Source organism: Streptomyces sp. NPDC050147, assembly GCF_040660195.1.
GTDB lineage: Bacteria > Actinomycetota > Actinomycetes > Streptomycetales > Streptomycetaceae > Streptomyces.
In genome coordinates, this window is record NZ_JBFALJ010000036.1 from 64,471 (window position 1) to 90,016 (window position 25,546).

Below are 25,546 nucleotides of genomic sequence, written 5' to 3' on the forward strand. Positions count from 1 at the left end.
TCCCAGCCTGTCCGGCGTTCGAGGACGAACCCGGCGGAGCCGGTGATCGACGGCGACGAAGCTCCCCATCCCCCCGTCACCGCCGCCTCCACCGCCGCGACGACCTCGCCCGGCGCCTCCATCTGCACCATGTGCCCCGCCCGCTCGATCACGCGGACAGCGGCCCTTCCCTCCAGGGACTTCGCGTTGGCCGCCGGGATCACCCGATCGGCCGCGCCCCACACGGCGACCGTCCGCACGCCCGTCGGCAGCAGGGGCCTCACGTCCAGAGCCGCACCGCCGTCCGGGGCGGCCAGGATCGGCAGGAGCAGGCGGAGCGCCTCGTCGACGCCGTCCAGACGCTTGTACTTCAGGAGGTCGTCCACCAGGCGGCGCGTCACGAGCGCCTCGTCGGCGAACAGCTTGCGCAGGTGCGGACGGAGTTCGCGCCGCATCCCCGCCTCCGCGAAGCCACGCAGGTAGGCGGCGTCCACATCCGGGCCGTATCCGGCGGGCGCGATCAGCGTCAGGGAACGGACCCGGTCAGGTACCGCCGCCGCCATCGCCGTGACCACCGCCCCCCCCCCAGCGAGTGCCCCACCAGATGCGCCCGTTCGATGCCGAGGGCGTCGAGGAAGTCCGTGACGACCGCGGCCAGCGAGGCCAGGCTGCCGTCGCCGACCTCCTTGCCGGACTCTCCGTGGCCCGGCAGGTCGAGCGCGTACACGGTGTGGCGCGCCGCGAGCGGCTCCTGCACGAAGAGCCAGGAGTTGTTGTCGCCGCCGTACCCGTGGACCGTCGCGCTCGTCGTCGAGGTGGGCGCACACCCCGGCGGCGGACGCCTCCTCACCTGCGTACAAGTGGGCGAAGCCGGGGATGTCGCCGGTCGCGAACTCCTCGTGGAGGCGCTCCTCGAAGCCACGGATCGTACGCATCGTGCGGTACGCGTCCAGGAGGGCGGCTCGGTCCAGGCCGTGTTCACGGGGGACTCGGGGTGTCCGGAGAGTTTCGGTCACGGAACAACTCCCTTGCCTGCGCCGGTGCCAAGTCGCCTGCATGGGGTATGGCACTGCGGCCTGGGTGAAGCGGCAACAGTTGCCCGGGGTTGCGATGCCCCACCCGACGTACGCAAACGGAGAAGGAGAAGCAGACGAACCACAACAAGGACAACTCCCGTAAGCGGTCAGCTACTTCAGGCAAAGGGACAAGGACAGGAGCGGGGACTTCAGGGTCGGAGAAGCTGCTCTTCGGCGGCCCCCTGCGCTACGACACCGGCTGGGCACAGTACGAGGAAGCCTTCCTGCAGCTGGGGTTCCGGTCCATGCTGAAGCGTCTTCCGGCGCTGCTCGCCGTCAGCTTCCGGCTCGCGTGGCAGGCCGACCGGTCGGCCGCGCGCATCGTCGTCACCGCCGAGGTGGGCCGCGGACTGGCCCAGGCGGTGAGCCTCCTCGCGGTCAACAGCGTGCTCGGGCGCCTGCTGACCGACGCCCCGCTCCCCGACCGGCTGCGCGGCGCGGCGCCCGCCCTGATGACGGTGGCGGCCGTGCTGTTCGTCGCCGCGCTGCTTCGCGCCGCGTCGACGTACGCGACGGGGCGCCTCGAACCGAAGGTCGAGCGTGTCGCCACCGAGCAGTACCTGGAGAGGGCCGCGTCGGTGGAGCTGTCGGCCATCGAGGACGACGCCTTCCACAAACTGCTCGACACGGCGCAGTACGGTGCCGCGTCCGCCCGCCGCATGATCGGCATCGCCACGCGTGTGGTGAACGCGATGATCTCGCTGATCGCCGCGGCGAGCGTGCTGACCGTCCTGCACCCGGTGCTGCTTCCGCTCCTGGTGACGATGGTCCTGCCGAGCGCGTGGAGCGCCCTGACGATCGCCCGGCGCCGCTATGTCTCCTTCCACGCGTGGGTGCAGCACGCCCGCGCCGGACGCCTCATCGGCAGCCTGCTCACGGAGGAGCGGGCGGCCCCGGAGATCCGGGTGCACGGCGTGGGCCCCTTCCTGCTGCGGCACTTCCGGTCCATGTCGGAGGCCGCGGAGGAGGAGCAGGCGCGCCTCGCGCGGCTTGCCGCCCGGACGGGCCTGATCGCGGCGGCCTGGACGGGCATCGCCACCGCGGCGACGTACGCGACGCTCGGCGGGCTCATGCTCGCCGGGGCGATGGCGCTGTCCGTCGCGGGCACCGCCGTCATCGCGATCCGCACCGGCGCGTCCAACCTCGACACCCTCGTCGTGGAGATCAACTCCCTGCACGAGGACGCCCTGTTCGTCGGTGACCTGGAGCGGCTCTTCGTGGAGGCGGCGCAGCGTGAGATCCCGGCCGGTGGCGCTGAACTGCCGCCGGACCCGGAGGAGATACGGTTCGAGAACGTCTCCTTCCGTTATCCGGGGGCCTCGGACAAGGACGCGCTCAGCGAGGTCTCCCTGAGCCTGCCCACCGGGAAGATCGTCGCCTTCGTGGGCGAGAACGGCTCCGGCAAGACCACGCTGGTGAAGCTGCTCGCCGGCCTGTACGCGCCGAGGGACGGCCGGATCATGTGGGACGACGTCGACGCGGCGACCGCGGACCGGCGCCAACTGGCGGGACGCATCGCGATGGTGGCGCAGGACTTCAAGCGCTGGCCGTTCACGGCGCGCGTGAACATCGCGATCGGCCGGTCGTCGGTGCCGCTGACGGACGACCGGATCGGCGCCGCGGTCGAGGAGGCCGGTGCCGAGGACGTCGTGGCCGATCTGCCGCGCGGGCTGGACACCTTGCTGGCCCGCGCGTTCACCGGCGGGCACCAGCTGTCGGGCGGCCAGTGGCAGCGGCTCGGCATCGCGCGCGCCGCCTACCGGCGCGGCAGCATCCTCATCGTGGACGAGCCGACGGCGGCGCTCGACGCCCGCGCCGAACTCGAGGTCTTCGAGAAGATCAGAGCCCTGGCCGGGACGGGCCAGACCGTCATCCTCATCACCCACCGCCTGGCGTCGGTGCGCCACGCTGACCTGGTCCACGTCCTGGACAGCGGGCGCCTGGTGGAGTCGGGCACACCGGACGAACTCCTGCGGACAGGCGGTGTCTACGCGGAGCTGTACGCGCTGCAGGCCGACCAGTTCACGGCGAAGGTCCCCTCACCGAACGGGCACGCCGAGCGCTGAGGGGGGTGCTCGGGTCTATGCCGCGGCGGCTATCTCCGGCAGGTCGGTGACAGCGGACTCGCGCACGACGGGCTCGCGCACGATCACCAGGAAGGCATCGGACGCGAGGTCCATCACGACCTCCGCCCGCTGCCCTTCCATGCGGCGGGCCCGCGCGAACTCTTCCGCGGGCCACGATCCTCGCGGCCCACCGGCCGGAAAGCGTTCAAGTACCACTCGACTGTTCATCATCGTCCTTCTGTTCCCCCGTTGGCAGTCCTCATGGACTCTTTCGGAGTAGAACGCGCCGCGGGGTGGAAAGGACTCGCAACGTGACGGACCTGACACCTGGTTGTGCCGGTTCCTCACATCTCGTACTCGTCGTGATACCTGAGCCGGTCGCTGCCCGCGGGCGCCCCGAACCCCGTCGCCCGGCCCTTCGGCTCCTCCCACTCCTCCTGCCGGCCGAGGGCGGTGAGGTCCAGGAGGCTCGAATAGGAGGCGATCCAGTCGGTGCCGCGGTCGTACGTCGAGTACGTGTGGAAGACGCGGTCGCCGTCCCGCAGGAAGCAGCTGAGGCCCGGCTGCTCGAAGGACTCCTCGCCCTCGCCGACGGTGGCGTCGAAGTCGTGGTTGAAGTCGCTGCCGTGGGAGGAGTACCACGGCACCGTCCAGCCCATCCGGGCCTTGAAGGGCAGGATCTTGGTGAAGGGCGCGCGGGAGACGGCGATGAAGTTCGTGCTGCGGGCCCGCAGATGGGCGAGGTGACCGATCTGGTCGAGGAAGGCCGAGCAGCTTCGGCAGCCCGCGTCCCACTCCGGGGCGAACATGAAGTGGTAGACGATCAGTTGGGCGTCGCCGTCGAAGAGGTCGAACAGCGTCGCCTTGCCGTCGGAACCGTCGAACAGGTACTCCTTGCCGATCTCGACCATCGGAAGCCGCCGCCGCTCGGCGTTGAGCGCGTCGCGTGCCCGCGTCTGCGCCTTCTCCTTGACGAGCAGGTCCTTGCGCGCGGCGAGCCACTCCTCGCGCGTGACGATGTCGGGAAGTCGCATGGTCCCTCAGTCCCTCCTGCGGACCCGCCCCTCGGATCCGTACGTCTGCGAGGGGTGACCTGCGCGGTCGTCGGAACTCATCGGTCGCGGCGAAGAAACCTCGAAGAATTTGCAAGGAGCTGGTCAGGAAGGCCCCTCAGCCCTCATAGTCCTGGATCCGCTTTCCGTGGCCGCGGTCGATCAGGGCGGGAAGTTCGGCGCTCAACTCCGCGACGGTCCGCGGCACGTCGAGGGTGAGCAGCTTCCGGTCGCGCATCAGGATCCGCCCGTCGACGATCGTCGTGGTGACGTCCGCGGAGCGGGCGCTGTGCACGAGCGTGGCCGCGAGGTCGTGCACGGGCTGGGTGTGCGGTCCCGTGAGGTCGACGAGGACGATGTCGGCGCGGCGCCCCGGCGCGAGGCTGCCGATCTCGCCGCCGAGACCGACGGCTCGCGCGCTCTGCAGCGTGGCGTGGTCGAGCGCCTGGCGCGCGGTGAGCCAGGCCGGGTCGCGCTGCGTGGACTTCTGGACGAGTGCGGTGAGCGCCATGGACTCCCAGACGTCCAGGGTGTTGTTGGACGCCGCGCCGTCCGTGGCGAGGCCGACGGGGACGCCGATGCCGCTCAGGGCGCGTACGGGCGTGGTGTCCCAGCCGAACTTCAGGTAGCCGCGCGGCGCGGACGCCACCGCGATGCGTCCCCTGCCTTGCCGCAGCACGGGCAGGTCACGGTCGAGGATGCCGGTGCCGTGCGCGATGAGGATGTCGACGTCGAGCAGTCCGGCGCGGTGCAGGATCTCGATGGGGGTGAGGCCGTGGCGCTGAAGGCTGTTGTCGGTCTGGGCACGGTTCTCGGCGGCGTGCAGATGGACCATCAGGCCGTGCTCGGCGGCGAGTTCCGCGGTCGCGGCGAGGTCCGCTTCGTCGACGGTGTACGGGGCGTGCGGGGCGAGCGAAGTGGTGACGCGGCCGTCGGCGGCGCCGCGCCGCCTCAGCGCGAACTCCAGGGAGGCGGCGCGGCCCTCGGGCCCCTGCGAGGAGAAGAACGCCGCTCCGAGGTTGGCTCGGAGCCCGCTCTCGGCGACGACGTCGGCGACGGTGTCCATCGCGAAGTAGTGGTCGGCGAAGGTCGTCACGCCGCCCCGGATCATCTCGGCGCAGGCCAGCCGCGCGCCGAGCCCGACGACGCGCTCGGTCAGGTTGGACTCGATGGGCCAGATCCAGTCGTTGAACCACTCGTGCGCCGGCAGATCCTCCGCGATGCCGCGCAGGGCCACCATCGGCGTGTGCGTATGGCAGTTGATCAGGCCCGGCAGCGCCGCCTGGCCGCGTGCGTCGATGCGTTCGGCGGCCTGGAGTCCGGCGACATCGGGGGTGGTGGTGACGGCGTCGATGCGGCCGTCACGTACGACGACGGCGGCGTCGTCGAGGAATCCGACCCGGCCTTCCGCGTCGTGGACGAGGGCCGTGCTGCCCGTGATGACGAGATCGGCGGGGCCGTGCGCGGGGGGCGGCGTCATCTCTTCAAGGTACGGGGAGTGCGCATCCCGTGCCCTGTCGCGTCACCGTTTTCGCGGGCACGCTGACGTCAACCCGAACACCTCGCCGCACAGGGGGAGCCCGCCATGCTCGTCGGCACCTGGAACCTGGAGAACCTCTACCGGCCCGGCGGAAAGTTCGGGCCCACGGACAAGGCGGCGTACGAGGCGAAGCTGGCTTCGCTCGCGGCGACGATCAAGGCGCTGAACCCGAGTGTGCTCGGCGTGCAGGAGGTCGGCGACCCGGAGGCCCTCGCGGATCTGGCCGGGATGCTGGAGGGCACCTGGCACACCACGCTCTCGGAGCACGCGGACGAGCGCGGCACCCGGGTCGGCTTCCTCAGCTCCCTGCCGGTGTTCGTCGTGGCCGACGAGGACCGCTTCCCCGAACCGCTGCGCCCGGTGCAGTCCGGTGACGCGGGCAGGCCGGTGACGCGGGCGGGCCGCGGAGTGCTCGCGGTGACGGTGACGACGCGCGCCTTCTTCTTCGATGTGGCCGTCTGCCATCTGAAGTCGAAGCTCCTGTCGTACGGAAACGGCCGGTTCCAGCCGCGGGACGAGGGCGAGCGGGCCCGCTTCGGGGCGTACGCGCTCTACCGGCGCTCCGCGGAGGCCACGCTGGTGCGCTCGCTTTCCGACCGCCTCCTGAAGGGTGACGGCCGTGCGCACGATGTCGTGGTGCTCGGCGACCTGAACGACGAGGTGTCGGCGGCGACGACGCAGATCCTGCTCGGCCCGCCCGGCTCCGAGATCGGCACCCCCGGATTCGACAAGCCGGACGAGGGCGACGCGCACCGGCTGTGGAACGTGGCCCCGCTCATCCCGCCCGAGCAGCGTTACTCCCGTATCCACGCGGGCCGCCGCGAGCTGATCGACCACGTCCTGGTGAGCCGCGGCTTCCTGAACCTGGTCAAGGCGGCGGGCACGGGCGTGCCGGGCTCGACGGCGACCGCGCTGCCGTCGGTGCGGGACGAGGACCCCGCTGAGCGGCGGAACGCGCGGGGCTCGGACCACGCGCCGGTGTGGGTACGGATCGAACGCTAGCCGCGATGCTCGTGCGGGTCAGCCGCGCGGGAGCACCGTCGAGAGGACTCCCGGCAGCGGATACCAGTCCGACGACACGATGCTGGCGTTGTTTCGCGCGAGCAGGGCGACGCGGGCCCGGGCCTCGGCCTCGGTCGGATTCACCGGGTCGATGGCCGGGGCGACGCCGTGGGCGTCGGACATCACGACCAGATAGCGCCGGTCCGCGTACCACTTGGTGTCGATGGTGCCGCCCGCGTACGCGGACGCGTCGCCGTCGAACAGCACGAACCAGGGCCGTATCGCCGCGTCCGTGTACCGCCCGCGCGGGTCGCCCGCCTCGGCGCCGAGCACGGCGGGGAAGGCGGCGGCCTCACCGAGGCGCCCGGCGGCCTTGAGGTCGCGCAGGTGAGCGGCGTACTCGCGATCGGTCCACAGGGTGTCGGCCGGGTTGCCCTGTTCGACGGTGCCGGGGATGAGCTCGACGATGAACTTGCCCGCCAGGGCGCTGCGCTGGGGCCAGCCGTCACTCCGTACGGCCTCGTCGAGGGTGGCGTGCCCTCCGGCGAGCTGGCCGGGACGGTAGACGGCGTCGCCGAGCTTGCTCTTCAGGAGGGCGTCGAGGTCGGCGGGCCCGCGTCCGTTCCTCCCCCGGAAGCCGTCCTTCAGCTCCACCTTGAGGAGGATGGGACGGTGGCCGGGGTGGGCGTCGTGCCAGCTCTTCATGTCCGCGAGGCATCCGGCGAGGTTCTGGTTGCGCGCCTTGGTGCGCAATTCGGCCGGAGTCGCGGCGTTCTCGCAGTTGTTGTCGTTCCCGACCGGGTTGCTGTGCGAGACGCGCCACCCGCTGCCGAACGCATTGGTCCACACGTCGAGTTCGAGCATGCCGGCGCCGGAGTCGAGCGCGTCGGCGAAGTACCGGTACTTCGCCTTCTCGTAGGCGTTGTGGACGCCGACGCCGGTGGTGGACGCGTACGGCGACCGCGGTGCCGGATCGTCGGCGGCCGAGGCGGCGGTGCCGCTCGCGGACCCCGCGGCTGTGAACGCGAGTGCGCCTGCCGCCACGACCGCCATGGCCAGGCCTGTCCCAGTACGTGCCCTCATGCCCCGCCGCCCCTTCGCCGCTTCGGTCAAGTCACGCGCAACGTATGGGGGTTGAGTGTCGTATGGGAAGACGGCGACTTACGGTCGAGAGTCAGATCCAGCCGTGCGGGCGTACGGCGGGGGGCGCGTGGCGTGGCGTGTCGGCTACGGTCTGCGCCCGTTATGGATCAAGTTATGGACCACGTCACGCAGAGAAAGGGACCAGCCCCATGCCTCTCACCCTCCCCCGCATCTCCCGCATCTCCCGCACCCGGCTCGCCGTGACCGCGGCCGCCGCCGCGGTCCTCGCGGTCGGCGCCCCGGCCGCGTACGCCTCGCTGGACCCCGGCCCCGACACGCGCTCGCCCGGCACGACCACCACGTCGCAGATCTCGCGTGGTGACGCGTACACCGAGACCCGCCTCCTCTTCGGGACCGAGCGCCCCGACGGTGGTCCCGATGTGACCGACAAGCAGTTCATGGAATTCATCGACGACGAGGTGACGCCGTCGTTCCCCGACGGGCTCACGGTGCAGGACGGCCGCGGCCAGTGGCGGGACTCGAACGGCAAGATCGAGCGTGAGCGTTCGTACGAGCTGATCCTGCTGTATCCGACGTCGCAGGCGCACAAGCGTGACGCCGCGATCGAGGAGATCCGCGAGGACTACGTGAAGGAGTACGCGCAGGATTCGGTGGCCCGCCTTGACGACCGGCTGCGGGTGGACTTCTGAGGCTTGCGCAGGGATTTCTGAGCTTTCCCGTGGTCACGCCACCGTGGTGAGCTCCGCGAGCAGCGCGTCGAGGCGCTCCGCGTGCCGCCGCGGCAGGCGCCCCGTGTCGTCGACGTGCACCGCGCAGGCGGTCGTGGTGTCGACGAGGCGTTCGAGGGTGGCCGCCACCCGCTCCGAGCCTTCGGAGTGCCGGGCCAGGGCGGGGAGTTCGGCGGCCGCCAGGTCGATCGCGGCGCGGGCCTCGGCCAGCGTCCGGTAGGCCTCGCGCCGCAGGGCCCAGCGGTCGGCGCGGTGGTCGGTGCGGTAGCCGGTGCGGTAGCCGGTACCGGCGAGGCCGCCGGTAGCCGCGCCGCTCAGGACGTGGCGCAGATACGCGTGCGCGCAGGCGCGGGCGGCCGAAAGCCGGTCCTGTACGCGGCCACCGCGCTGCCCCGGCCATGGCAGATGTCCGACGAGCAGGACGATCCCGCAGGCGAGCAGCGTCTCGCCGATCCGCCCCCAGGAGGCCTGCGGTTCCCCGCCCACCATGACCAGGGCGAGGACGAGGACGGTGACGACGGCGGTCTGTGCGGCGAAGTGCCGGGTCGCCACGGGGATCAGCCCGCCGCACACGGCGACGACGGCGACGAGCCCGGCGGGTCGTGGCAGCAGGGCGGCGAGCGCCGCGAAGAGGACGGCGCCGATGACGGTGCCGAGGGCGCGGCACAGGACGCGCGACGCCAGCGGTCCGAGGTCGGGCTTGACCAGGAAGACCGCGGTGGCGGGAAGCCAGTACCAGTGCGGGTGGTGCAGGGCCTGCGCGACCGCGGCGCTCGTCCCGAAGCAGAGCGCGACCCGCACGCCGTACTCCCGCCCGCCGGGCCCGGCCGCCGTGCGCAGTACGTCGAGGGGTCGGCGCCCGCGGCCGTGCGGGGGCCGCGCCGCGCCGCTGTCGAAGGCTTCGGCGGCGTGCAGCAGCGCGTCATCGAGGGCGCGCAGCCCGGCGCCGGAGCGGGAGGGCGCGGGCAGCGGCCCGCAGGGAACGCCGTCGCGGATGGCGGCGGCGAGGCGGCGAGGCCCCTGACTCGTACGCGGTGGGAGCGGCTCACCGGCCCAGGCGAGCGCGGTCGCCGCCTCGCCGAGCGGCAGGGCGGCGAGGTACTGGGCGTGCAGCCGCCGCTCCGCCGCCGAGCCGGCGTGCCTGCGCAGGCGTGGCCCGGAGAGGGCATCCTGGGCGTGGTCGAGGGCGGCGGTGAGGGCGGCGCGGCGGGCGGTCGCGTGCGGGGTGCCGGCCGCGTCGAGGAGAGCGGCGACGGCTTCGTAGACGGCGGATACGGCGGTGCGTTCGCCGTCGAGGCGGTAGGGCAGGGCGAGCCTGCCGGCCCCAGTGCGGGCACCGGCGCCGTTCCATCCCTTGCCGACAGCGGGCGAAGGCAGCACGAGCCGCAGCACGATCAGCCAGGCGGCCCCGGAGAGAAAGAACAGCGCCCGCTGCCAGCCGGGCTCGGGCATCGGCATCCCTGCCCCGATGGCTGCGGCGACGAGCAGCTGCGTACCACCGGCCGAGGCGACGGGCCCCACCGCGCTGAAGGCCCCGGCGAACAGACCGAGGAGGGCGAACAGCACAGGGAGCACGTAAGACGCTCCGGCGGCTCCGGAAAGTTCGGCGGCTCCGTCCGCTCCATCCGCTCCGGCGACTCCGGCGACTCCGGCGACGTAGGCACCGAGGACGAGCCCGCCCGCTCCGGCGACCGCGGGCACGCCGAGCCGCCGCACGGCGACCCGCCGGCTCCCTGGCCGGTCGTTGATCCCGGCCAGCATGGCCCCGAGCGCGGCCACCACCCCCGCGGAGACCCACCCGAAGACCACGCCCGCGCACAGCAACGGCCCCGTGGCCAGCACACCCCGCAGGACGGCGTGCCACGGCACGGGCCCACGCTGCGTACGCAGGGCATGGCCGAGCCAAGGCGGAAGGGAAGCTGCGCGCGGGATCACCGGGCTCACCGTGTTCCTGTGTCGTCATCGGGGGGGCATGGACGGGTACGTGCCGCCGGACGACATCGGCCTGGGCTTGTGATCAACCGTAGGCGTCGATTTTGGAGGAAAAGGAACGGGCGTGTTGCGTCGATGTGACGGTTCACGGACGCTCGCGCCCGGGCTGCTCTCTGAGCACCTCCACCAGTGCGGAGGAGAGCCGTACCCGGCATCAGCGAACGGATGCTGATACTCCAGCTGCGGGAGATGGAGAACAGCGGCCTGGTGCACCGCGAGGCCTATCTTACGGTCCGACCATCGCCGTCAGAGCCCCGACCGGGTCCGCGTCCGCCTCCCCCTCCGGCCACCAGTCGGCGCGCCCCGGCTCGCTTCGGTACGGATACCAGCGGGCGTCTCGGCCGAAGCGGAGTTGCAAGGAGCCCTGGGCGTCCGTGAGTTGGTTTCGGTGGATCGTCATGCGGGGGAGGTCCGCCGCGATCAACGCGCCCCTCGCTCGGTCGAACGGGCCCGCCGGGGGGTCCCACGGGGACTCCAGGACTGCCAGGCCCTCCTCGCCGCCCTGCCGCCAGGCCGCCGCCGCGCGGGCGAGGTCCGCCGGGGTGTGGCCCACCGCCCTTGCCAGTTCCGAGAATTGGCGGCTGAACGTGCGGCGGCCCGTCAGACCGGGGTGGGAGGCGGCCAGGCGGACCGCGTCGCGCCAGGGGTCGGTGGTGGGGAAAGGGTCCGCGCCAGTGGCCAGGTACGCGTAAGCCCGGTTCGCCGTGTCCGTGGCCAGGAACTCCAGGGATGTGGGGTCGGGCGCACCCGGGAGCGAGGGGAGGAGGGGGGGCTCGCCGGGGTGTGGCGGGGGTGGGAGCGGGGCCGGGAGCGGGGGACGGTAGTCCGTGGCCAGGATGTCCCTGGCCAGGGTTCCGGGGAGCTCTTCACCGGTCGCCGCGCCCGGCTTCCCGGCGGCGGACTGCTCGCGCGCCGCCTGGTGCGCGTTGCGCTGGGCCAGTTCGTCGAGGAGTGCCTGTTCGTCTCCGCCTCGCAGGAAGAGGAGTACGAAGGGGTCCGCGTCCAGCAGCCTGGCCGTCTGGTAGGTGAGGGCTGCCGCGTGCTTACAGGGGCGGCCGTGGTCCGGGCAGGTGCAGGACGGGACCAAGTCGCCCGCCCCCGGCAGGAGTTGGACCCCTGACCGCTCTGCCGCCTCCACCAGCGCGTGCGGCATGTCCTTGTCCAGGAGCGCCGCGATGTGCGCGGGTTCCGTGGCCACCGCGTCCAGGAAGCGGTCCCAGTCCTCGGGCGTGAGGGTGCGCATGCGGATCTCGGCGCGGTAGGGGCGCGGGCGGCTTCCGTGTACGTACGCCACGATGCGGCCCGGCGCCACCGTGATCGTGTCGACGTGCCCCGCACGGGCGTAGGCCCGGCCGCGGGCGAGGCGCCCCGCGTCGAGCGACGTTCCCTCCAGTGCGCCGATCCAGGCGTTCCCCCACCAGGAGGTGGCGAACGGGGCCTGGGGGTCGGGATGTTGGGGCAGGGGAGGGAAGACGCGGCCGGCGCCGGTGGCGCGACTTGCGGCGGTCGTTCCGGTGCGGTCGGCAGAGGTCACTCCGGTGCGACTGGCAGCGGTCGTTCCGGTGCGGTCGGCGGATCGGCCGCCGGGGTTCATGCCGGACCGTCCGGCGCGGCCGGCTCCGGCACGGCCGGCTCCGGCCCCGGCCCCGGCGCGGTCGGCTCGGAAACCGCCGTCCCCACCGTCGCCGCCACGTCCGCCCCTCACGACACCCTCCGCAACGACACCAGATCCGCCAGCTCCGCGTCCGAGAGCTCCGTGAGCGCCGACTCCCCGCCCTCGCCGAGCACCGCGTCCGCCAACGCCTGTTTCGCCGCCAGGAGTTCGGCGATGCGGTCCTCCACCGTCCCCTCCGTGATCAGGCGGTGGACCTGGACCGGCTGGGTCTGGCCGATGCGGTAGGCACGGTCGGTGGCCTGTTCCTCCACCGCCGGGTTCCACCAGCGGTCGTAGTGGATGACGTGGCCCGCCCGGGTGAGGTTCAGGCCCGTGCCCGCCGCCTTGAGGGAGAGCAGGAACACCGGGGCCTCGCCCGACTGGAAGCGGTCCACCATCTCCTCCCGCCGCTTGACCGGCGTACCCCCGTGCAGGAGTTGGGTGCCGATGCCGCGCCGGGACAGGTGCGACTCGAGGAGGCGGGCCATCTCCACGTACTGCGTGAAGATCAGGACCGCGCCGTCCTCCGCCAGGATCGTGTCGAGGAGTTCGTCCAGGAGTTCCAGCTTCCCCGAGCGCGAGCGGCCCGCGCGCGTGACGATCTCGCCGTCCTTCAGGTACTGCGCCGGGTGGTTGCAGATCTGCTTCAGCGCCATCAGCAGTTTCATGACCAGGCCCCTGCGCGCGATGCCCTCGGACGCCTCGATGCGGGCCAGCGTCTCGCGTACGACAGCCTCGTAGAGCGACGCCTGTTCGCGGGTGAGCGTCACCGGGTGGTCCGTCTCCGTCTTGGGAGGCAGCTCCGGGGCGATGCCCGGGTCGGACTTCTTGCGGCGCAGGAGGAAGGGGCGTACCAGGCGGGCGAGGCGGGCCATCGCCTCGTCGTCCTCACCGCCTTCCACCAGCCGGGCGTGGCGGGCCCGGAACGACTTGAGCGGGCCCAGCAGGCCCGGCGTCGTCCAGTCCAGGAGCGCCCAGAGTTCGGAGAGGTTGTTCTCGACCGGGGTGCCGGTGAGAGCCACTCGCGCCGCGGAGGGGATCGTACGCAGCGCCTTCGCCGTCGCCGCGTGCGGATTCTTGACGTGCTGCGCCTCGTCCGCCACTACCAGGCCCCAGGGGTGGGCGGCCAGTTCGGAGGAGCTCGTACGCATCGTTCCGTACGTCGTCAGGACGAAGCCGCCCGCCAGGTCACCGTCCAGGCTGCGGCCCGTCCCGTGGAAGCGGTGCACCGGGACGCCCGGCGCGAAGCGCTCGATCTCGCGCTGCCAGTTGCCGAGCAGCGAGGCCGGGCAGACCACCAGCGTCGGCTCCGGCCGAGCCCGGTGCAGATGGAGGGCGATCAGCGTGACCGTCTTGCCGAGGCCCATGTCGTCGGCGAGACAGCCGCCGAGGCCGAGCGAGGTCATCCGGTCCAGCCAGGCGAGGCCCCGAAGCTGGTAGTCGCGGAGGGTGGCGGCGAGCGCGGGCGGCGGGGCGAGGGGGCGCAGCTCGTCGGTCAGGCGTTCCCGCAGCCGGGCCAGCGCGCCGGTCGGGACCGCCTCGACGCGTTCGCCCTCCACCTCCGCCGCTCCCGTCAGCGCGACGGACAGCGCGTCCACGGGGTCCAGGAGGCCCAGATCCCGCTTGCGCGCCTTGCGTACGAGTTCGGGGTCGACCAGGACCCACTGGTCACGGAGGCGGACGACCGGGCGGTGCGCCTCCGCCAGGATGTCCATCTCCGCCTCGGTGAGGGGTCCCCCGGAGCCGCCCTCCCCGTCATCAGAGCCGAGCGCCAACTGCCAGCGGAATTCCAGCAGTCGCTCGGTCTTGAAAAAGTCGAAGTTGTCGGCCGCGGTGCCCGGTGCGGGGCGTACGACAGCGGTCGCCGTCAGGCCGCGCGTCAGCTCCCGGGGCCAGTGCACGGCCACCCCCGCGGCGGCGAGCCTGGTCGCCGCCGCGCCGAGGAGTTCGTACAACTCCCCCTCGCTCAGTGGCAGTACGTCGGGGCGAGGCCGTTCCAGGAGACGGGTCAGCGGCGGCCATACGCGGGCCGCGCGCCGCACCGCGAGCAGGGTGTCCACGCGGGCTCGCGGGCCGAAGTGATCGGTGCCGGTCCAGAGTTGCTCCGCGTCCGCCACGAGGGTGGGGTCGGCGAGGCTGTGCACCTGCACGACGGCCGCGGCCGGGCTCGCCACGCTCTCGCCGGTGCTCCCCGTCCGTCCGCCGTCAGGTACGTCGTCCGCCGCTCCGTCGAACACCTCGTGCGCGCGCAGATCGAGGCGCAGCGACACCCGTACGCCGGCGTCCATCCCGGCCGCCACCTCCGCGGCCCACTCCCGCGCGCCCGGCAGCCGCTGCGGCTCGCGTGCGGCGAAGGGGGCGCCGACCGCGTGCGCCGCGGCGGGCGTACGCGGCAGGGCGTCCACCACCGCGTCGACGAAGGCCCTGACCAGGGCGAACGGCTCGGGGAGCAGGAGGGGTCCACTGCCGGGCAGTGGCACGGCGTGCGCCTCGGCCGGCATCGCCGCGGCGATCGCCCGCAGCTGCGTGACGTCGGCGGCGTCCAGCGGCCCCGCCCGCCACGCGTCGAGGTCCCCGCCGGTCAGACCGGGCAGCAGTCTGCCCCGCGCGGCCAGGTGCAGGGCATGCCGGGCGGCGGCGGCCCAGCAGGCCACGGCGGGGTGCAGGGGCGCGGTGCGCAGGAGCAGCGGGAGGGCTTGTGCCACGGGCAGGGTCAACGCGGGGACGGTACGCGTACGGACGCCCTTGCCATGGGGGCGCGCGACGGCGATCTCCTCTTCGACAGCACCGGGCACACCCCGCACACGGGCAGCACCGCCCGCACCGCCTCCGCCCGGGAGGCCACCGGGGGCACCGGCGGCACCGGCGGCTCCGGCCAGTCCACCCCCACCCGGCCCGTCGGTCGCGTCGCCCGCAGCCACTCCCCCCGCCAGCCCCTCCGGCACCCTCCCCCGCGGCGCCCAGAACGCGATCCGGCCCTCCCTTGGCACCTCGGCCGGGAGGAATGTGGCAGCGCAGGACCGCACGAGCTCACCGAGCCGTCGCTCGGCGGACGGCACGGCGTCGGCGGCATTCGTGTGCGCGGTGATTCCCGCCTTCACGTGTACCACCTCGCTCACCCTCAGTCACTCGTACGCCGTTCCCGCACGCCAGCCTAGGCCAGCCGCCCCGAGGCGGACGCCGGGCGGCCCGCACCGCGGCCACGCCCGACCCGGCGGAATTCAGATGCGCCGGTGCGCCCCACTCCTCCAGGATCGGACCCATGACCGCCACACAGCGCACCGTCGTGCCCACCCTCTTCCCTCCGCCCGGATACGCCCACGCCGCCCTCGTCGAGACCGGCACCACGCTCGCCTTCATGGCGGGGTCTGTGCCGCTCGATCCCGAGGGGAACCTCGTCGGAGAGGGCGACGTGGCACGCCAGACCGAGCAGGTCATCGCCAATCTCGACGAGGCCCTGCGCGCGATCGGCAGTGATCTGACGCAGGTGGTGGCCAGCACGGTGTACGTCGTGAGCGACGAGCCCGGCCCGCTGAGCGAGGCCTGGGAGGTTGTCCGTGCCTCCGACCTGCTCGCGAAGGGCCCGCACACCTCGACGCTGCTCGGCACGACCTGCCTCGGCTATGCCGGTCAGCTGGTCGAGATCACCGCCACGGCCGTGGTCCCGGGGACCGCCACTACTGCCTGAGCCGACACCCCGCTCCCCCGCCCTACTCCCGCGCCCTGCTCGCAAGCCCCAGCGCGTACTCCGGCCACCACTGCCCCGCCCTCGGTCCGCCCCGGCACGTTCCGTCGGACTCACCGGGGCGCTTGACCCACAAGTAGGCGTCGAGGGCGGCGTCGCCGGTGGCGGTGGTGGGCGGAGTCCCGAGGGCGCGGCCCGGCGGGTTGCACCAGGGCTCGTCGCCCTCGCCGGTGTAGGGACCGTTGCCGTTGCGGCTGCTGTCCACGACGAAGTGCTTGGCGCCGCCGAGAGCCGCGGCGATGCGGTGCCCGTACGCCGAACTCTCGGAATCGGTGTGATAGTTGGAGACGTTGACGGCGAAGCCGTCGGCCTTGCCGATGCCGGACTGCCGCAACGGACCCAGCAGTCGCCGCTCGTCGGGGATCCAGCCAGCGTTTCCCGCGTCCAGGTAGACCTTGGTGTGCGGGCGGGCCTTGAGGCGGTCGATGACGTGGGCGAGCAGACCGTACCGCTCGTCGGCGTCGACCTGCCCGCAGCCCGCGATCTTCTGCGCGACGGCGTCCGGTTCGACGATGACGTACGCGAAGCGGTCGTCGATGCCCTCGGCGAGTTCGTCGGCCCACCGCCGGTACTCCGACGCGTTCGCCGCGCCGCCTCCGGAGTGGCCACCGCAGTCGCGGTGCGGGATGAAGTACGCGACGAGCACCGCGGTACGCCGCGCCTCGGTGGCCGCGAGCGTGACCGCGCGGGCGGTGGGCCCAGGGTTGTCGCCGTGCAGCCAGACGGCCTGAGGGCGCCCCGCGATGCGCTGGATCAACTCGGCGTCGGCGACCCGCCCCTGGCTTCGCCATGCGGTGACCTGGCGAGCGGCGGCACTGTCCGGGTCGACCCAGAAATCGGGGGCGGGGGCGGTGTCCGCCGGGGTGGGAGTGACCGCCGGGGTGGGAGGGGTGACCGCCGGGCTGGGAGGGGTGACCGCCGGGGTGGGAACCGGAACGGGGGCAGCGGGATCCGGGGTGGGCGCGGCGGAGGCCGAGCTGGGAACCGGGACGGGGGCAGCGGGAGCAGAGGTGGCCGCGGCGGGATTCGGGGTGGGCGCGGCGGCGGCCAAGGCGGGCGCGCGCCCGTTCCCGTCACGCGGGCCCGCACCGTCCGCTTGAGCGCCGCCCGACACCACCGCACTCAGCAGGAGCGTGGCGACGAGAAACCGGACGAAGGGAGGGCGGGGGCGGGGGCGGGCTCGGCCGGCTGATCGGAAGGGCGGCTGCGACTGCGACACCGGGCACCTCCAGCTGCTCGGCACCGGACGGGCCCGGCGCGTTCCCCGGAGTCTGCGGTCGCCCCACCTCCGCCATGCCTGCGTACCGCCGGACGGGTGACGAATCCCCCGAAGAATCACTCCGACGGCCGCGCCCAAGTCGCCGCTCCCGGCGGGTGCTTGGCCCGGCCACCGGCACGACTGCCGACCAACCCGAACCCGCCAAGCGCCCCAACGAACGCCTCCCCGCCCTGGCCTGGCGAGGGCAGGGCAGCAGATCACCCGAAGAGGAACCCCCGGCCCGCCCCTGCCCCGCGGAGGCCGGACCGACCCCGAAGAATCACCCCGTCGACCGCGGCCGCCCCCAAGTCCGCGCCTTCGGCAGGGGTTTGGCATAGCCGCCGACGCGGCTCGTGGTCAGGCCGAGGGTGACGAGGGACTCGGCGAGCTTCACCGCGGCAGCCACTCCGTCGACCACCGGCATGTCGAGAGCGGCACCGACCTTCTCCTGCAGTCCGGTCATCCCCGCGCAGCCGAGGACCAGGACCTCGGCTCCCGCGTCGCGGGCCCGCTCGGCGGCCGAGCGGAAGGCGCGGGTGGTGACCTCGCGGTCCCCGAGGTCGAGGACGCCGAGCCCGGTTCCGACCACGGCGGCGCAGTTCTGTGCGACGCCCGCCGCGTGCAGGCTGTCCTCGATCTGGCCGCGCGCACGGTCGAGGGTGGTGACGACGCCGTACCGCCGCCCGAGCAGGCAGGCGAGATGGGCGGCGGCCTCGGTGATGTCGACGACGGGCACGTCCAGGAGCTCTCGGGCGCCCTCGCGTCCGTGCTCGCCGAACCCGGCCATGACCACGGCGTCGTACGGCTCCTCGTGTCCGCGCAGGGTGTCGAGGACGGCGGCCGCCGAGAGGTAGCTGTCGAGCCACCCCTCGGCGGACTCCGGCCCCCAGGCGGGGGTGAGGCCGGTGATCGTGGTGCCGGGGCCGGCCGCGCCCCTGGCACCCCGCACGATCTCCTCGGTCATCGCCCGGGTGGTGTTGCAATTGGTGACGACGATGCGCACTAGCCCTCCACCCCGGCCACAGGACCGGACTCCACCCCGGCCACAGGACCAGGCCCCGCTGCGGCCACGACCAGAGCCGCGGCGGCCCGCTCGGCGCGGCACAGCACCGCGTAGAGCAGCGCGGCCGAGGCCGTCCCGATGAACCAGGAGTACGGCGCCACGTAGTCGAAGAACGGCACGAGCGCGCACACCGCGGCGACACCGGCGGTCGGCACGAAGGCCCCCAGCGCCTTCGGGTTGACGCCCCTCTTGTAGTAGTACGGCGATCCCGGTTCGGCCTTGAACAGCGCCTCGGCGTCGATACGCCCGCGCTTCACCCAGAAGTAGTCGACCGCGATGATCCCGAACAGCGGTCCGAGGAAGGCGCCGAGACCGCCGAGGAAGTAGTTCACGACGGTCGGGTTGGAGTAGAGGTTCCACGGCGTGACGAGCAGCGCGGCGACCGTGGAGATGATCCCGCCGATCTTGAAGGTGATCTTCTGCGGCCAGACGTTGGCGAGGTCGTACGCGGGGGAGACGAAGTTGGCCACGATGTTCACGCCCATGGTCGCGACGGCGAAGGTGAGCGCCCCGAAGATCAGCACCCAGGTGTTGCCGATCTCGGCGACCAGTTCGGCGGGGTCGGTGATGGCCTTGCCGAAGACCTCCAGGCTGCCCGCGGTGACGATGACGGAGAGGATCACGAAGGCCGTGGAGTTGATGGGCAGGCCCCAGAAGTTGCCGCGCTTGACGGTGCGATAGTCGGGGGCGAAGCGCGAGAAGTCGCAGAAGTTGAGCATCAGCGTGCCGTAGGTGGCGAGGATGAGCCCGATGGCGCCGAACCACTGCCGCACCTGCTCACCGGTGGAGACCGGGTTGGGGGTGCTGGTGAGGGAGATGGTCCAGCCGGCCTTCCAGAGGATCCACACGGCGAGGGCGATCATCACGACCCAGATGGCGGGCCCGCAGAAGTCCTGGAACTTCCGTACGGATTCCATGCCTTGGGTCATGATCAGCCCTTGCACGAGCCAGAGGGCGACGAACGAACACCAGCCGAGGGCGTGCAGCCCGAGGAAGGAGTGCTCGGTCCACGCGTCGAGGCTCGGGAAGGCGGCGACCAGCATGACGTTGACGGCGATGGAGGCCAGATACGTCTGGATTCCGTACCACATGATGGCGATCACGGCCCGGATCAGGGCGGGGATGTTGGCGCCCCAGACGCCGAAGCTGATCCGGCTGACGACGGGGAACGGCACGCCGTGGCGCTGGCCGATGCGCCCCATCATGTTCATCCCGACGTAGATGAGCACGAAGCCGACGAGCAGCGAGGTGAAGATCTGCCAGACGTTCAGGCCGAGGACCAACAGCCCCGCGGCGAACGTGTAGTTGCCGAGGTTGTGGACGTCGGACATCCACAGGGCGAAGAGGTCGAAGACCTTCCACTTGCGTTCGGCGGAGGGTGCGAGGTCTTCGTTGGTGAGGCGGGGGTCGGGCACGAAGTCGGTCGCGGCGCCCGGGGCGTCGGCGCGCTGGGTGAGGGACACGGATGCCTCCTGCGAAGGGGACGGAGGTGCGGCCTGCAAAAGGGGACGGAGGTGCGGCGCTCTTTGGTATACCAAAGTTTGGTATACCAAAGATTCCGTCATGCTCCCGCTCTCGTGGGCGCCCGGCAATGTCCGTACGGTTACGAATCGGTAAATCGACGCGGGGTTCGGCGATGATGGGCCTCATGACGACCGTGGAACAGCCGCTGGCCGCCGTACGCGAACGTGTGCTCGCCGAGCTGCGGCAGGAGATCATCGCCGGACGCCTCGGACCAGGCGACCGCCTGGTCGAACGGGAGCTCGCGGAGCGCCTCGGGGTGTCCAGGGTCCCGGTCCGCGAGGCGATCCGGGCGCTGGTCGCTGAGGGCTTCGTCACCTTCGAGACCCCCCGCAGGACCGTGGTCCGCCGCCTGACCCGCACCGACGTCACCGAACTCTTCGAACTGCGCGAGGCGTTGGAGGTCTACGCGGCGGGGCGCGCGGCGGAACGGGCGTCGGAGGAGGGTCTCGCGGAGCTTTCCGCCCTGCTCGACAGCGCGGCCGACGCGACGCGCACGGCGGACGCGGAGGCGATCACGGACATCAACACGCGCTTCCACGACCGTCTTCTCGCGATGGCGGGGAACGGTCTGCTGACGTCGGTCATGGAGCCGGTGGACGGGCGGCTGCGGTGGATGACGCGGCGCAATGAGGAGTGGACGCATCTGCTCGCGGAGCACCGGGAGCTGTATGAGGCTGTGGCTTCGGGGGACGCGGGACGCGCGCGGGACGTGGCACTGGCCCACGTACGGACCAATTACCGGTCTACGGTGCGGCAGCTCTTCGGGGAGGAAGAGGACTAGCCCCGCGCGGTCCCCAGCAGTAACCGACAGTCCCCAGCCCCGCCCATGCCGTGGTCGTACGGCTCGATCTCCGGATAAAGGCCCATCGCCCGAAGACAGCCCGCTGAGCACGATCACCTGGGCCGCCACGTGCCCCGGTCATCCGGCCCGCAGGCTCCGCATCCGCCCGTACGCGTACACGCAACCCGCGAGGGCCAGGTCCGAGAGCAGCATGAACCCGATCGAGTACGAGTCCTTGGCGCTGTAGATCGCTCCCATGACCAGCGGTGGGACGAAGCCGCCGAGGCCGCCCATCGCTCCGACGATCCCGGTCACGGATCCGACCTGCGCCTGTGGCGTCACCTGCGAGACGAGTGCGAAGACGCTGCCGCTCGCCGTGCCGAGGCCTGCCGCCATGACCAGGAAGCAGATCGTGCCGCCGGGGTTCAGGGACGGTTCGAAGGCCTGCGCGATGGCGAAGACCGCGACGACGGCCAGCGCGATCGAGGTGACCGACGCGGGGTGGATCCGGTCCGAGAGCCAGCCGCCGATGGGGCGGAAAACCACCGTGACCAGTGCGAACCCGGCCGCCTTGGTGCCCGCGTCCGTGGGCGAGAGGTCGTACCACGTCTTCAGATACGTGGGCAGATAGACCCCGAAGGCGACGATGCCGCCGAAGCCGATCGCGTACAGAGCGGATAGTTCCCACGTCACCCGAAGCCGCCCGGCCTCTCCGAGACGGGTCGCGAGGGGGCTCGTCGGCACCGGCCGGTCCGGGCGGTCGGTGATGAGCAGCGCCCCGAGCACCGCGAACGCCGCGAGCGCGACCGCCACCACCAGGAACGGCAGGTTCTCGCCGTGCTTGGCGATCCGCGGCGTGAAGTAACCGGAGAGCGCCACACCGCCCATGCCCATCCCGAAGACGCCGAGCGCGAAGCCCCGGTGCGCTGGAGGGAACCAGGAGTTGACCAGCGGGATGCCGATCGCGAACGTCGTCCCGCCCAGGCCGAGCAGGAAGCCGACCGCGAGCATCGCGACGTAGTTGCCCTTGGCCAGGATGATCAGCAGCACCGGCACGATGGTGAGCGCCGAGACCAGCGGGAACATCAGTTTGGCGCCGTAGCGGTCGGTGAGCGCGCCGACCGGGACACGGCCGAGCGAGCCGACGATGACCGGCACGGCGACCAGCAGGGACTGCGCGAACGAGGAGAGCCCGAGCCGCTCCCCGAAGTCGCTGCCGAGCGGCGCGATCAGGGCCCACGCCCAGAAGGTGAGCGTGAACCCGACGGTGGCCACGACGAGGTTGCGGTAGGCGGCGGCCGAAGGACGAGCCGCCGCGGCTGTGGCTGGGGAGTTCGTTGTCATGTGAGAGCCGCTCCAAGCGCCACGAAGGCGCAGATCAGTACGGAAAGGATGGCGAGCAGTGGCCACACGAAGCGCAGGTACTTGTCGTAGCCGACCTTCGCGAGCGCGACGCCGCCGATGGTCACGGCCGTGGTCGGGACCCAGAGGTTCATCCACCCGCTCGCCGCCTGCCAGGCCGTGACGACGACGGAGCGCGAGACCCCGGCGAAGTCGGCGAGCGGGGCGAGGATCGGCATGGCGAGGGTCGCGTGGCCCGAGGTGGACGGGATCAGGAAGGCCAGCGGCAGGTTCACGACGAAGACGATGATCGCGAAGAGCCAGGAGGACGTGCCCTTCACCACGCCCTCGATGGAGTGCAGGACGGTGTCCGTGACCTTCGAGTTGTTCATGATCACGGTGACGCCGCGGGCCAGCACGATGACCAGTGCGGGCGAGATGAAGTCGGCCGCGCCCTGGGTGATCGTGGAGCTGAGCTTCTGCTCGCCCATCCGTGCCACGCACCCGACGAGCACGGCCGCGCAGAGGAAGAGCGCCGCCAACCGCGGGAAGGACCAGCCGAGTTCGAAGCCGTACGGCTTCGCGTCGGCGTCGCCCGTCAGCGCGCTCGACCAGGGCACCACCGAGAAGATCATGAAGGCGAAGACGAGCGCCACCAGGACGAGCACGGCCTTGTGCAGCCGCGTCAGCTCGGGCACCTCGCCCGCGTCGGCGGCGGTCTGCTCGCGGTCGCCGGGCAGGAAGCCGGTGAGGGAGCGTTCGGGGTTCTTCTGTACGCGCTTCGCGTAACGGATGACGTAGGCGATGGTGACCGCGGTCAGGACGATCCACATCGCGAACCGCAGAATGATGCCGTCGCCGAGCGAGATGTCCGCGGCGGAGGAGGCGACCCCGGTCGCGAAGGGGTTGACCGTCGAGCAGAGCACGCCGATTCCGGCGCCCAGGATGATCGCGCCGACCGCGACCATGCGGTCGTAGCCGAGGGCGAGCATCAGCGGCACGATCAGGCCGTAGAAGCCGAGCGTCTCCTCCGCGAAACCCTCGACCGTGCCGAGGACGGAGAAGACGAGCATCACACCCGCGATCAGCAGCGCGCCGCGCTCGCGCAGCCGGTGGGCGAGGCGGCCGATGCCGCGGTCGAGGGCGCCGGTGGCGAAGACGACGGTGATGAACGCGCCGATGGCGAGCACGAACAGGAACACGCCCGCGCTGCCGTACAGCTCACCGGCCAGGTCGGGCCCGACGACGCCCGACTTCTCGTCCTGGATGCCGTACAGGCCGTTGACCGGGGCGAGGAAGAGGTCGCCAAGCCGGTCGACGAAGGTCTGGCCGGAGTCGACGCGGTGGTAGCTGCCCTGGACGGGGGCGCCCTTGTCGTCGCGGTCGTAGGCGCCGGAGGGGATGAGGAAGGCGAGCAGCCAGACGGCCACGGTGACGATCGCGAGGACGGTCAGGGCGCTGGGGAAGGTGAACTTGCGTTTGTGCCGGGGCTCTTCGGTCCCGGGATCGGTCGCGGTGGCACTCATGCGCCGTTCTTCCCGCCGGCGGCCGGGCCGCCGAAGTCGGCGGCGTACTCACGCACGAAGGCGACCATGGCGATGACCGTGTTGCGCAGCTCGGAGAAGAGGACGCGTTCGTTCGGGGCGTGCAGATTGCACATGCTGTCCTGGGCGCCGAAGAGCAGGACCTCGGCGCCGGGTGCCGCCTTCGCGAGGCCGTTGACCAGGGGGATGGAGCCGCCGGTCGCCACGAACGAGGCGTCGTCGCCCCAGGCCTCCTTGAGTGCGGCGCGGGCGGCGCGGTAGGCGGGTCCGCCGGTGGCGGCCTCGTAGCCGGGGCCGGTGTCGCCGGGCGTGACGGTGAGGTGGACGCCGAAGGGGGTGAGCGAGCGCAGGTGGTCGACCAGCTTGGCCTGGGCCTCCCTCGGGTCCTGACGGGGATGGAAGCGCAGGTTCAATTTGGCGCGCGCGTACGGCACGACAGCGGACGCCGCGTGCTCGACGCCGGGCGCGTCCAGGCCGATGACGGTGATCGCGGGGCCGCTCCAGAGCCGTTCACCGAGGCTGCCGCTGCCGATGAGCGGCACCCCGTCCACCACCCCGGCGAGCTCGCGGAACTCCTCCTCGGTGTAGCTCGTGCCGCTCCAGTCCTCGCGCCGCAGCCCTTCCACGGCGACGTCTCCGTGTACGTCGTGAAGGGTGGCCAGGGCCTTGAGGAGCACGAGCAGCGCGTCGGGCGCCGCGCCGCCGAACTCCCCGCTGTGGCGCGGCTCGTCAAGGGTGCGCACCTCCACGACGACTTCGGACGCGCCGCGCAGGGCGGTGGTGAGGGTGGGGGTGCCCGGCCGGAGGTTGCCGAGATCGGCGACGACCATGGCATCGCAGGCGAAGCGCTCCGGGTCGGTGGGCGGGTAGTCGTCGAAGGCGCTGCCGTACTCTTCCTGCCCCTCGATGACGATCTTGATCCCGACGGGCGGGCGGCCGCCGTAGGCCCGCAGCATCCCCAGGTGCGCGATGACGTTGGACTTGTCGTCCGCGATGCCCCGGGCGCGCAGGCCTCCCTCGATCGCGGTCGGCTCGAAGGGCGGCGACTTCCACAGGCTCTCGTCGCCGGGCGGCTGGACGTCGTAGTGGCCGTAGAGCAGGACGGTCGGCGCCTCGGGCGTGGGCGGTGGGATCTGCCCGTAGATCACGGGTGCGGTGTCCGGCAGGTCGAGCCGCTCGACATGGGGCACTCCCGCTTCCCGCAACAGCTCGACCAGCAGGTCGTGCGCCTCCTGCACCGGTGCGGCCGGGAAGCCCGGGAAGGCGATCGACGGGATCGAGGCAAGGCGTACGAGGTCGGCGCGCAACGTGTCCATCAGGTCATCGACAGTGGCTTCGGGCTTCATGGTCGGCACCCCTCGGTCTACGTCCCGCTTTGCGGCGAATAGACCGAATTATCGGACTCCGAGGGGGACGGTTCCCGTACGGCTCGCCGGACGGACCGGGATGCCGCACTGCTGTCGCGCACCCCTCGCCCCGGCCCTGAACCACCGGGCAGGCATTAAAGTCGGGGCATGGCTTCGCAGAACGCAGGCGGTGGCGGTAACGGGCCCGGCGGTGCACCGGCGGGCACGGCTACGGGCGGTGGCGCGGGCGGGGGCGCGGGTCCGGCCGGGGGTTCGGTGCGCGTCGACGCCTGGATCTGGTCCGTACGCCTGGTCAAGACCCGCTCCATGGGCGCGGCGGCCTGCAAAGGCGGGCATGTGCGGGTCAACGGCGAGCGCGTGAAGCCCGCTTACGGCCTCCGCGTCGGCGACGAGGTGCGCCTGCGCCACGCGGGCGGCCGTGAACACGTCGTCGTCGTCAAACGCCTCATCCGCAAGCGCGTCGGCGCGCCGGTGGCCGCGGAGTGCTACGTCGACAACAGCCCTCCCCCGCCGCCCCGCGAGGCCGTGGCCCCCGCCGGCGTACGGGACCGGGGAACGGGCCGCCCCACCAAGCGCGACCGCCGCGAGATGGAACGACTGCGCGGCTTCGAGGGCTGACGGCGGCGCCCCTGCCCCGGTGTCGAGGGCCAGGAAGCCTCCGGCTCTGCTCATCAGCCGGCTCCGCCGACGGGCACCCCCGAACTGCGTCCGCACCGCGTGGCGGTGGGTC

20 protein-coding genes and 2 pseudogenes are annotated in these 25,546 nt (G+C 72.1%); 7 read left to right on the forward strand and 15 right to left on the reverse strand.

Annotated features, from left to right (window positions below):
* Window positions 1–170: 170 nt before the first annotated feature.
* Window positions 171–542: pseudogene (locus AB0I94_RS38290) on the reverse strand (acetoin dehydrogenase dihydrolipoyllysine-residue acetyltransferase subunit); the annotation flags it as partial.
* Window positions 506–829 (reverse strand): alpha/beta fold hydrolase, encoded by a 324-nt coding sequence (locus AB0I94_RS38295; RefSeq protein WP_363314409.1) that lies wholly within the window; start codon window positions 827–829, stop codon window positions 506–508. The gene AB0I94_RS38295 and the pseudogene AB0I94_RS38290, both read right to left, overlap by 37 nt.
* A gap of 471 nt (window positions 830–1,300) precedes the next feature.
* On the opposite strand from AB0I94_RS38295, the gene AB0I94_RS38300 reads away from it, so the two are divergent.
* On the forward strand, window positions 1,301–3,121 hold the full coding sequence (locus AB0I94_RS38300) for an ABC transporter ATP-binding protein (protein WP_363314410.1): 1,821 nt from the start codon (window positions 1,301–1,303) through the stop codon (window positions 3,119–3,121).
* A gap of 15 nt (window positions 3,122–3,136) precedes the next feature.
* On the opposite strand, the gene AB0I94_RS38305 is transcribed toward AB0I94_RS38300, so the two are convergent.
* The 3 genes from AB0I94_RS38305 to AB0I94_RS38315 all read right to left on the reverse strand — a co-directional run bounded on the left by AB0I94_RS38305 (window position 3,137) and on the right by AB0I94_RS38315 (window position 5,653).
* Complete coding sequence (locus AB0I94_RS38305) at window positions 3,137–3,349, reverse strand: hypothetical protein (RefSeq protein ID WP_363314411.1); 213 nt, start codon at window positions 3,347–3,349, stop codon at window positions 3,137–3,139.
* Window positions 3,350–3,465: 116 nt separating this feature from the next.
* Window positions 3,466–4,155 carry a DUF899 domain-containing protein gene (locus AB0I94_RS38310; protein WP_363314412.1) on the reverse strand — a complete coding sequence of 230 codons (690 nt, stop codon included), beginning with the start codon at window positions 4,153–4,155 and terminating at the stop codon, window positions 3,466–3,468.
* Window positions 4,156–4,291: 136 nt separating this feature from the next.
* Complete coding sequence (locus tag AB0I94_RS38315; protein ID WP_363314413.1) at window positions 4,292–5,653, reverse strand: amidohydrolase; 1,362 nt, start codon at window positions 5,651–5,653, stop codon at window positions 4,292–4,294.
* Window positions 5,654–5,758: 105 nt separating this feature from the next.
* Here AB0I94_RS38315 and AB0I94_RS38320 point away from each other — a divergent pair, with 105 nt between their 5' ends.
* Complete coding sequence (locus AB0I94_RS38320) at window positions 5,759–6,715, forward strand: endonuclease/exonuclease/phosphatase family protein (protein ID WP_363314414.1); 957 nt, start codon at window positions 5,759–5,761, stop codon at window positions 6,713–6,715.
* 18 nt (window positions 6,716–6,733) lie between these two features.
* Here the strand turns inward: AB0I94_RS38320 and AB0I94_RS38325 are convergent, their stop codons facing one another.
* Entirely contained in the window at window positions 6,734–7,798 is a 1,065-nt protein-coding gene (locus AB0I94_RS38325; protein WP_363314415.1) for a phosphatidylinositol-specific phospholipase C domain-containing protein, read from the reverse strand.
* A 209-nt stretch (window positions 7,799–8,007) separates the two neighbouring features.
* Between AB0I94_RS38325 and AB0I94_RS38330 the strand changes: the two genes are divergently transcribed.
* Window positions 8,008–8,508 carry a DUF3574 domain-containing protein gene (locus AB0I94_RS38330; RefSeq protein ID WP_363314416.1) on the forward strand — a complete coding sequence of 167 codons (501 nt, stop codon included), beginning with the start codon at window positions 8,008–8,010 and terminating at the stop codon, window positions 8,506–8,508.
* Between the two features lie 33 nt (window positions 8,509–8,541).
* Here AB0I94_RS38330 and AB0I94_RS38335 read toward each other — a convergent pair whose 3' ends face one another.
* Window positions 8,542–10,482 carry an FUSC family protein gene (locus AB0I94_RS38335; RefSeq protein ID WP_363314417.1) on the reverse strand — a complete coding sequence of 647 codons (1,941 nt, stop codon included), beginning with the start codon at window positions 10,480–10,482 and terminating at the stop codon, window positions 8,542–8,544.
* A 192-nt stretch (window positions 10,483–10,674) separates the two neighbouring features.
* Here AB0I94_RS38335 and AB0I94_RS38340 point away from each other — a divergent pair.
* Window positions 10,675–10,764: pseudogene (locus AB0I94_RS38340) on the forward strand (winged helix-turn-helix transcriptional regulator); the annotation flags it as partial.
* 1 nt (window position 10,765) lies between these two features.
* Here AB0I94_RS38340 and AB0I94_RS38345 read toward each other — a convergent pair.
* Together AB0I94_RS38345 and AB0I94_RS38350 are read right to left on the reverse strand one after the other, a co-directional pair.
* Window positions 10,766–12,244: an SWIM zinc finger family protein gene (locus AB0I94_RS38345; protein ID WP_363314418.1), complete on the reverse strand. Its 1,479-nt coding sequence runs from the start codon at window positions 12,242–12,244 to the stop codon at window positions 10,766–10,768.
* On the reverse strand, window positions 12,241–15,252 hold the full coding sequence (locus tag AB0I94_RS38350; RefSeq protein WP_363314434.1) for a DEAD/DEAH box helicase: 3,012 nt from the start codon (window positions 15,250–15,252) through the stop codon (window positions 12,241–12,243). Before AB0I94_RS38350 ends, AB0I94_RS38345 begins: the two co-directional genes overlap by 4 nt.
* A 203-nt stretch (window positions 15,253–15,455) precedes the next feature.
* On the opposite strand from AB0I94_RS38350, the gene AB0I94_RS38355 reads away from it, so the two are divergent.
* Window positions 15,456–15,881, forward strand: coding sequence for a RidA family protein (locus AB0I94_RS38355; RefSeq protein ID WP_363314419.1), 426 nt, complete (start codon window positions 15,456–15,458; stop codon window positions 15,879–15,881).
* A 22-nt stretch (window positions 15,882–15,903) separates the two neighbouring features.
* Here the strand turns inward: AB0I94_RS38355 and AB0I94_RS38360 are convergent, their stop codons facing one another.
* The 3 genes from AB0I94_RS38360 to AB0I94_RS38370 form a co-directional block, all read right to left on the reverse strand.
* Window positions 15,904–17,157 (reverse strand): glycoside hydrolase family 6 protein, encoded by a 1,254-nt coding sequence (locus AB0I94_RS38360; protein ID WP_363314420.1) that lies wholly within the window; start codon window positions 17,155–17,157, stop codon window positions 15,904–15,906.
* 319 nt (window positions 17,158–17,476) lie between these two features.
* Window positions 17,477–18,199: an aspartate/glutamate racemase family protein gene (locus AB0I94_RS38365; protein ID WP_363314421.1), complete on the reverse strand. Its 723-nt coding sequence runs from the start codon at window positions 18,197–18,199 to the stop codon at window positions 17,477–17,479.
* Window positions 18,199–19,722 carry an NCS1 family nucleobase:cation symporter-1 gene (locus AB0I94_RS38370; RefSeq protein WP_363314422.1) on the reverse strand — a complete coding sequence of 508 codons (1,524 nt, stop codon included), beginning with the start codon at window positions 19,720–19,722 and terminating at the stop codon, window positions 18,199–18,201. Before AB0I94_RS38370 ends, AB0I94_RS38365 begins: the two co-directional genes overlap by 1 nt.
* Window positions 19,723–19,907: 185 nt before the next feature.
* Between AB0I94_RS38370 and AB0I94_RS38375 the strand changes: the two genes are divergently transcribed.
* Window positions 19,908–20,564, forward strand: a complete 657-nt coding sequence (locus tag AB0I94_RS38375) for a GntR family transcriptional regulator (protein ID WP_363314423.1) — start codon at window positions 19,908–19,910, stop codon at window positions 20,562–20,564.
* A 138-nt stretch (window positions 20,565–20,702) separates the two neighbouring features.
* On the opposite strand, the gene AB0I94_RS38380 is transcribed toward AB0I94_RS38375, so the two are convergent.
* From AB0I94_RS38380 to AB0I94_RS38390, 3 genes are read right to left on the reverse strand one after another with little or no spacing between them, the layout of a single operon-like run.
* Window positions 20,703–21,908 carry an MFS transporter gene (locus tag AB0I94_RS38380; RefSeq protein ID WP_363314424.1) on the reverse strand — a complete coding sequence of 402 codons (1,206 nt, stop codon included), beginning with the start codon at window positions 21,906–21,908 and terminating at the stop codon, window positions 20,703–20,705.
* Complete coding sequence (locus AB0I94_RS38385; RefSeq protein ID WP_363314425.1) at window positions 21,905–23,431, reverse strand: YfcC family protein; 1,527 nt, start codon at window positions 23,429–23,431, stop codon at window positions 21,905–21,907. Before AB0I94_RS38385 ends, AB0I94_RS38380 begins: the two co-directional genes overlap by 4 nt.
* On the reverse strand, window positions 23,428–24,795 hold the full coding sequence (locus AB0I94_RS38390) for a M20/M25/M40 family metallo-hydrolase (RefSeq protein ID WP_363314426.1): 1,368 nt from the start codon (window positions 24,793–24,795) through the stop codon (window positions 23,428–23,430). The genes AB0I94_RS38385 and AB0I94_RS38390 overlap by 4 nt, the downstream gene beginning before the upstream one ends.
* Before the next feature lie 168 nt (window positions 24,796–24,963).
* On the opposite strand from AB0I94_RS38390, the gene AB0I94_RS38395 reads away from it, so the two are divergent.
* The gene (locus AB0I94_RS38395) at window positions 24,964–25,434 is read left to right on the forward strand and encodes an RNA-binding S4 domain-containing protein (protein ID WP_363314427.1); all 471 of its coding nucleotides are present in this window, start codon (window positions 24,964–24,966) and stop codon (window positions 25,432–25,434) included.
* Window positions 25,435–25,546: the final 112 nt, after the last annotated feature.

Coding starts and splice junctions, on each gene's coding strand:
- AB0I94_RS38300 (WP_363314410.1), top strand. CDS start 1,301: ATGCTGAAGCGTCTTCCGGCGCTGCTCGCCGTCAGCTTCCGGCTCGCG.
- AB0I94_RS38305 (WP_363314411.1), bottom strand. CDS start 3,349: ATGAACAGTCGAGTGGTACTTGAACGCTTTCCGGCCGGTGGGCCGCGA.
- AB0I94_RS38310 (WP_363314412.1), bottom strand. CDS start 4,155: ATGCGACTTCCCGACATCGTCACGCGCGAGGAGTGGCTCGCCGCGCGC.
- AB0I94_RS38315 (WP_363314413.1), bottom strand. CDS start 5,653: ATGACGCCGCCCCCCGCGCACGGCCCCGCCGATCTCGTCATCACGGGC.
- AB0I94_RS38320 (WP_363314414.1), top strand. CDS start 5,759: ATGCTCGTCGGCACCTGGAACCTGGAGAACCTCTACCGGCCCGGCGGA.
- AB0I94_RS38325 (WP_363314415.1), bottom strand. CDS start 7,798: ATGAGGGCACGTACTGGGACAGGCCTGGCCATGGCGGTCGTGGCGGCA.
- AB0I94_RS38330 (WP_363314416.1), top strand. CDS start 8,008: ATGCCTCTCACCCTCCCCCGCATCTCCCGCATCTCCCGCACCCGGCTC.
- AB0I94_RS38355 (WP_363314419.1), top strand. CDS start 15,456: ATGACCGCCACACAGCGCACCGTCGTGCCCACCCTCTTCCCTCCGCCC.
- AB0I94_RS38375 (WP_363314423.1), top strand. CDS start 19,908: ATGACGACCGTGGAACAGCCGCTGGCCGCCGTACGCGAACGTGTGCTC.
- AB0I94_RS38380 (WP_363314424.1), bottom strand. CDS start 21,908: ATGACAACGAACTCCCCAGCCACAGCCGCGGCGGCTCGTCCTTCGGCC.
- AB0I94_RS38385 (WP_363314425.1), bottom strand. CDS start 23,431: ATGAGTGCCACCGCGACCGATCCCGGGACCGAAGAGCCCCGGCACAAA.
- AB0I94_RS38390 (WP_363314426.1), bottom strand. CDS start 24,795: ATGAAGCCCGAAGCCACTGTCGATGACCTGATGGACACGTTGCGCGCC.
- AB0I94_RS38395 (WP_363314427.1), top strand. CDS start 24,964: ATGGCTTCGCAGAACGCAGGCGGTGGCGGTAACGGGCCCGGCGGTGCA.